We start from the raw sequence: 6,155 nt of genomic DNA, 5'->3' as shown, positions 1-6,155 counted from the left end.
GAGGTGGAGGCTGCCATGGTATCGAACGGATGGTCTTGCGCGTGCATGTCCGTGCTCACCGGTGACACACCGAGCAGTCGGTGAGTTGTTGCTTGTTGATGCCGTATTCCGCGACGAGCCGCGCGCCCTGTTCGAGTTGATCAGGCGGCGTCTGCCATTTCACGTCGAAAATCGATTCTTTCGGCCGGACGAATCGCTCGGGAGAGCGATGGCACTCCAGACACCAGGACATGTGAAAGGTGTTTGCCTTCCATGTGAGCGGCATCTGATCGACCTCGCCATGGCACGTGGTGCAGCCAATGCCGTTCGCGACATGCGCGCTGTGGTCGAAATAGACGAAATCCGGCAGGTCAGTGACTCGTGTCCAGGTCAGCGGCGCGCCCGAATCCCAGCTTCCTTGCATTTGCTGGATCAGCGAGGCTTCGGTGAGAACCTGTGAATGGCAGGTCATGCACGTTTCGGTGGGGGGGATGCCCGCGAAGGAGCCGGTTTCCGGCGACGTGTGGCAGAAGCGGCAGTCAATGCCGTTGCCCGCGACGTGACGCTGGTGGCTGAAGGGAATGGTCTGCTCCTTCGCCACGCCGACCTGCGTGACGTAAGGAGACCGATAGAGTGCCGTCGCCAACCCCGAACCTATCAGAAGCATTGTTACCGTTATCAATATGCTGGCGCGCGCAAGCGTGTTTGCGCTTTCTTTGAATACCTGTGCCACGCACTCTAGCCTTTCATCCGAAACCAGCCCGTGAGGTGCACCGAATCTCTCATCGTGCATTGCGGCGCGAGGACCCCGCCGAATGCCAAGGACGCTCGAATTCGCGAGTATGGTCTGCTTCTTGGTCCTGCAAATTGCGGAATCATAATCGTCTTATCAAGGTTTCTACGGCAGCCAACGCGTCTCCAAGCGTCGTTTTCCCGTGTACTTGGCTGCTAACAATTCTCATTTGCAGTTTATGCCAGACTCCAAATACAGCCCGATAATGTCCGCATGGACGGTTCTTTGGCCCCAAATCCCCTGCATCCCGGCCACAGACCAAGACATCAGACGACGCTTCTGATACGCATGGCCAATGGCCAATACCGTAAGGAAATAATTGCGGCGTCGTTTTCGTTACACTTGAGGTTAACGCTTGGGAAGGCGCCGCAAATCGTGGGAGCGCGGCGCGGGCATGCGGGTGCAAAACAAGAAAACCTGTGGAGGTGGCGGGTATGCGTAGCTGCCTTAACGGGGTTCTGTATATGTCAGATGCCGCGTGATGCAATAGGCACCTGTTTCGGGTCGGAATCAATAAAAACGAATCAATAAAAACCAATGTTGACTTGACCTATGCATGTTTGGCATTATCCCCGCCTGGTTCGCGCAAGAAGATGTAGTCTGGCGCAAGAAGCCCGCGTACATCGCCTTCCCGGAAGGCGGGCATGCGCAGGTTCCTTCCTAGCGATGGACGGAAGTCTTTCATCCGAATAATACAGGTGGTGCGGTGTGACCATGATAAGTCCTCTCGAGACCATTGCCGAGCATGAGGAAGCGCTGATGCGCCGGGTCGAGGGCGCGGAGCAGGAAGCTCAGCGATTGATGGAAGAAGCGCGCGCGGAAGCCGCCGCTTTGATGCGCGCGGAGGCGGAGTCGCTGAATGCCGAGATTGCCCGGATGCGCGCGGAGGCGGTGTCGAAACGCGAGCAGACGCGCGGCGATATCATGGCTGCGGCGCAGCGCGAAGTCGGCCGTATCCGCGCGGCAACAGCGGGGCAATTGGACAGCGTGAAGGCGGAAGTGTTGCGAATGATACTTCCTTCCTCCAGCGAGGGAGACGCCTCGTGATAGCCGCAATGGACCGCGTGGAGGTTGTCTTTCTCCAATCTGAGCTGCAGCGCATGATTCCGTTTCTTCAGGAGGCGGGCGTCGTACACATCGAAGACGTGCCGCTTGCCATGGAGAACCATCCAGGCTTCCTGCACCGCGTGCACCTGCCGCGCGAGAGACAGCAGGAGCTCGAGTCCCTCGAGGAAGTTCAGCGCAAGGCGCGCGAAGCCATACCTCTGCTGTCGTCCGCGCCGTCCCCGGAAGAATTGACTGCGGCGAGCCGCAACTACGCCGAAGCCGCGCCCGGCCTCCAGACCGCGAGCCGCGCGGTGCAATATTGCCACCGCAGACTGCGGTCGCTGGCCCGCCGCCGTTTGAATATTGAGGACAACCAGGAAGTCCTTCGCAATTACCGTCACGTGCTGCGGATTGTTGCGCCGCTGCTGACCGAGCGGCACGTGTTGCTCGGCGTTACCGCCAAGGCCATTATCGTGGCGACGCGCAATGGCGACACGCTGGACAAACTGGACAAACAGATCATTCAGGACGTTGGCCCGGAGTGCGACATGCTCCGCCGTGCGCTCGATCGCACGAACACGGTAGCGGTGATCACCCATCCGGCGGGGCGCGGCGCGGCTGTGGCCGAACTGCTGCAAGCGAGCGGGATTGTCCCGCTGGAAGTGCCGGACAAGGCGCTGCGCGGTATCACGGTGGACGATGCGCTGAACCGCATAGAAGACCTGTTGCGCGGATTCGAGGCGAAACTCGAGGCTCTGGCGTCCGAACGTGCGGAATTCTCGCAGGTGCATGGCGCTGACCTCTGTACGCTCGAACGGGCGGTCACGGACCGCATCGCACAATTACGGGTAGTGTGCTCTTTCGCCGAGAGCAAGCTGGTAGCCGTCGTGCATGGCTGGATCCCGCGAGATACATACGGCACGTTCAGCCAGGCGATACGCGCCCATTTCGGCGATCGGGCGGTTGTGGACAGGCTCCCGAATACGGACGTGGACCGGAAACGTATCCCGACCTTGCTGCGCAATCGCGGTATCTTCAAACCGTTTGAGCTGATCTTGCGTATCTTCGACCCGCCCAGGTATGGCACCTTTGACCCGACGTGGATTGTCGCGGTGGCGTTTGTCTTGTTCTACGGCTTTATCCTCGGCGACGCCGGATATGGCCTCCTCTTCATAGGCGTGGCCGCCTGGGCGAAGCGCCGCTGGGGTCATCGCGAACTGGTGCGTGACGCGTTGACTATCGCGCAGTGGATGGGCGCGTCTTCGATTGTCTGGGGCGTGGTATTTGGCGAGTTTTTCGGTAATTTGCCGGAGTTGTATCTGGGTATCGAGCCCTTGTTCCACCGGATGCACCAGCCACTGCTGCTTCTGTGCATCGCCATCGGGTATGGGCTCATTCATGTTCCCGTCAGCCTGGTCATTGGCGTGATCGAAGGGTACCGGCACGGTCATCGCGAACACGCGGAAGAGAAGCTGGGCATGCTCCTCGGCCTCATGGCGGTCATCGTAGGTGTGGCGGGCGTCCTGGGTTTCTTCCCCGGCGGCGCGACCGCGGGCGCCATTGCGGCCGCTGTGCTGTTTGTCGCGGCGCTGGGGCTGCTGATTCACGCCATGGGCGCGATGGCTGCGATGGGCGTCATGGAGATCATCGGCCTGACGTCGAACGTGCTCTCCTACGGACGCCTGATGGCGCTGGGGCTTGCTTCGGTCGTATTGGCCGACTTGGCCAACAAGACGCTGAGCATGCCGGGCGCGGCGGGTATCGTCGTGGGCATTCCGCTGGCGGGGGTCATTCACTTTCTCAACATCGGGATCGGCGCTTTCAGTCCGACTATCCACTCGTTGCGGCTGAATTACGTCGAATTCCTGCCGAAGTTTTACGAACCGGAAGGACGGAACTATCAACCGTTTAGAAAGGAGCTTCTATGGTAACGCAAACGGCAGTGCGTCACACGGTGGTATTCGCCAGTCTGTTCATGCTGGCTATGTGCTTGCTCACGCCAGTCGCCTCGGCGCAGGAGCATGGCGCCGGAGACGCGGCGCAAGCGGCGGCAAGCACGGACATCTCGCTGGGCGCGGGCATTCGCGCATTTGGCATAGCCATCGCGGCGGGCTTGTGCATCTTTGGCGGCGCGTTGGCCACGGGCCGCGCGCAAGCCGCGATCGGCGCGGGCGGCACCGGCGCCATGGCCGAGAAGCCCGAACTGTTCGGCCGCATCTTCATCCTCGTCGCGCTGCCGGAAACGATGGTGGTGCTCGGTTTCGTCATGGGCATCGTCATTGCCCTGAACCTCTAGCCGAATCGGGGCGCACATGTCTACGGAAACGGCCCCGCTGCTCGGGTTGATGTCGGCGCAAGTCGCGCGCCAGTGCGAGGAAATCCTGACGCGTGCGCGCGACGCCGCGTCCGCCGCGCGCGAGGAGGCCCGGCAGCACGCCGCCGCCGAACGCGAGGCGGCGCTCGCCGCCTTGCGCGCGGAATTGCTGCAGGCGGAGACCCGCGCCCGGGAAAAAGCCGAAGCCGAGGCAAAGAAGCTGGTCCTGAACACCAAAGACGTCATTGCCGACGAACTCCTGCGCGCGGTCGAGAAGGAAATCCAGCGCATGGCGGATGAGCCCGGCTTCTTGCGGGTTCTCCAGTCCCTGCTCCGGGAGTTGATCGACGGCGCTCCGGACGACGCGGTCGTGCTTGCGCCGCCCCGCCATGTGGATGCGCTCCGCGAGTTCTTGGCGCGTCTGGGCCGCGGCAGCCTGGAGGTTAGCCCGCTTGCGAGCCTGCGGGACGGCGTGGCGATGCAGGACCGCGGGCGAACATATCGCATTACGAATGCCTTGACGCCCCGCCTGACGCGGCACGAGAACGCCGCGCGCAGGCTGGCCGTGGAACGGCTTTTCGGTTTGGAGCATTGAGCGATGGCCGCCGATGATCCGCAATTTGCCTACATGAATGCCCGGGTGCGCAGCCTGAAGAGCATGCTCTTCCCGCGTGCGCGCATCGAGGAATTCCTGCATCAGAACGACTTGGCGAGAATGACCGAGGCGATGCTTGATTCCCCTTATCGCCAGCAGCTCGCTGAGGCGCTTTCGCACGGTACGGGCGCGGATGCGATCGAGGATGCCGTGACGCGCAACGTGGCGCTGACTTCAAGCATGCTGCTGGCGCGCGCCACCGGCAGGCCCCTCAAGTTGCTGAAGCACTTCCTGATGCGATGGGACCTCCGCGCGGTGAAATCGCTCGTACGCGCCCGGCATCACGGGCTCGGCCCTGACGATGCGGTCGCGTCGCTTGTGCCGGGGGCGCTGATGACCCCCGGTGTCCTGAGGCGCCTGGCCGCGTGCCCCAACATGGAGACGCTCTGCGGCCAGCTCATCGCCTGGAACCCGGACCTGTGCGGCGGGTTGAGTTCCGCTCTGGCCGCCTACAAGCAGAGTGGCGAGGTCGCCGTGCTGGATGAGGCGCTGGACCAGCGTTACTTCGTGCGCGCGACGGAACAACTTCGCCGTGCGGATGACGAGTCGGGGCAGTTGCTCCATTTTTTCATGCGGCTGGAACGCGACCGCATCAATTTGAGGCTCATCTTCCTGCGGCTGCGCGAGCCGGGTGCGCCCCCCATTCCCGCGGCGCGGTTCTTGCCGGAAGGCACGCTGTCGCTGCCCATGCTCGCGCGGCTGGGCCAGGCGCAGGACGCGGCCGAGGTGGTGCGCGAATTGAGCGGCAAACGGTATGGCGAATTCGTTACGGAGCTGTATCAATTCACGCAGACGCAACGTTTCTCGCCGATAGAGCGGCTGTTCGAGCGCGTGCTGCTGCGGGAATTGCGGCGGTTGTCGGTCCGCGACCCGCTGAGTTTTGCGGTGGTGATGGATTATGCGTGCCGCAAATACAACGAAGCGGTAAATCTGCGCTTGATCGCCCGCGGTATGGCGGGGCACGTGCCCCCAGGCCGCGTGCGCGAGCAATTGGTGTTCATTTAGGTCCCCGATGCGGGAGGTCGAGTCACACATATGACGCCGAACATAGTAGCCATAGGCCGCGCGGCTCTGGAACTCGGGGTCGGCCTGACCGGCGTGCGGGTCGAACGCATCGACCAGGTGCGCGACATGGAGTCGCGCCTCGATGAATTACTCGACAGCGAGGCGCGCGTGGTGCTCGTGGACGAGACGTTCCGCGACCAGTTCTCCGAGTGGTGTTCAAACCGGCTCGCGCGTCACAAAGGGCAGCCGCTCGTGATTTATTGCCCGCCGTTTGACGAAGACGACGCGCACACGGACGCGTACATCAGTGCGATCCTGCGGCCGGCTGTGGGTTTTGAAATTCGATTGGACTAGCGGCCTAT

At 62.2% G+C, this 6,155-nt stretch carries 7 protein-coding genes; 6 read left to right on the top strand and 1 reads right to left on the bottom strand.

The genetic code is table 11. From position 1 onward, the window contains the following. Positions 1-55: 55 nt before the first annotated feature. Entirely contained in the window at positions 56-712 is a 657-nt protein-coding gene (locus KA184_13150) for a cytochrome c3 family protein (GenBank protein ID MBP8130519.1), read from the bottom strand. Between the two features lie 774 nt (positions 713-1,486). On the opposite strand from KA184_13150, the gene KA184_13145 reads away from it, so the two are divergent. Genes KA184_13145 through KA184_13120 form a run of 6 tightly spaced genes read left to right on the top strand, consistent with a single transcriptional unit; the run spans position 1,487 to position 6,147 of the window. Beyond that, entirely contained in the window at positions 1,487-1,819 is a 333-nt protein-coding gene (locus KA184_13145; protein ID MBP8130518.1) for a hypothetical protein, read from the top strand. After that, entirely contained in the window at positions 1,816-3,750 is a 1,935-nt protein-coding gene (locus KA184_13140; protein MBP8130517.1) for a hypothetical protein, read from the top strand. The genes KA184_13145 and KA184_13140 overlap by 4 nt, the downstream gene beginning before the upstream one ends. Before the next feature lie 53 nt (positions 3,751-3,803). Then, positions 3,804-4,115, top strand: coding sequence for a F0F1 ATP synthase subunit C (locus KA184_13135; protein ID MBP8130516.1), 312 nt, complete (start codon positions 3,804-3,806; stop codon positions 4,113-4,115). Positions 4,116-4,131: 16 nt separating this feature from the next. Beyond that, entirely contained in the window at positions 4,132-4,728 is a 597-nt protein-coding gene (locus KA184_13130) for a hypothetical protein (GenBank protein ID MBP8130515.1), read from the top strand. A 3-nt stretch (positions 4,729-4,731) separates the two neighbouring features. Continuing rightward, positions 4,732-5,793 carry a V-type ATPase subunit gene (locus KA184_13125; protein MBP8130514.1) on the top strand — a complete coding sequence of 354 codons (1,062 nt, stop codon included), beginning with the start codon at positions 4,732-4,734 and terminating at the stop codon, positions 5,791-5,793. A gap of 30 nt (positions 5,794-5,823) precedes the next feature. Then, entirely contained in the window at positions 5,824-6,147 is a 324-nt protein-coding gene (locus KA184_13120; GenBank protein MBP8130513.1) for a hypothetical protein, read from the top strand. Positions 6,148-6,155: the final 8 nt, after the last annotated feature.

It is taken from the genome of Candidatus Hydrogenedentota bacterium (assembly GCA_018005585.1).
In the GTDB taxonomy this organism is placed as follows: Bacteria; Hydrogenedentota; Hydrogenedentia; order Hydrogenedentales; family JAGMZX01; genus JAGMZX01.
Note: the sequence above shows the minus strand (reverse complement) of the source record. Positions and strands in the feature narration are given on the sequence as shown.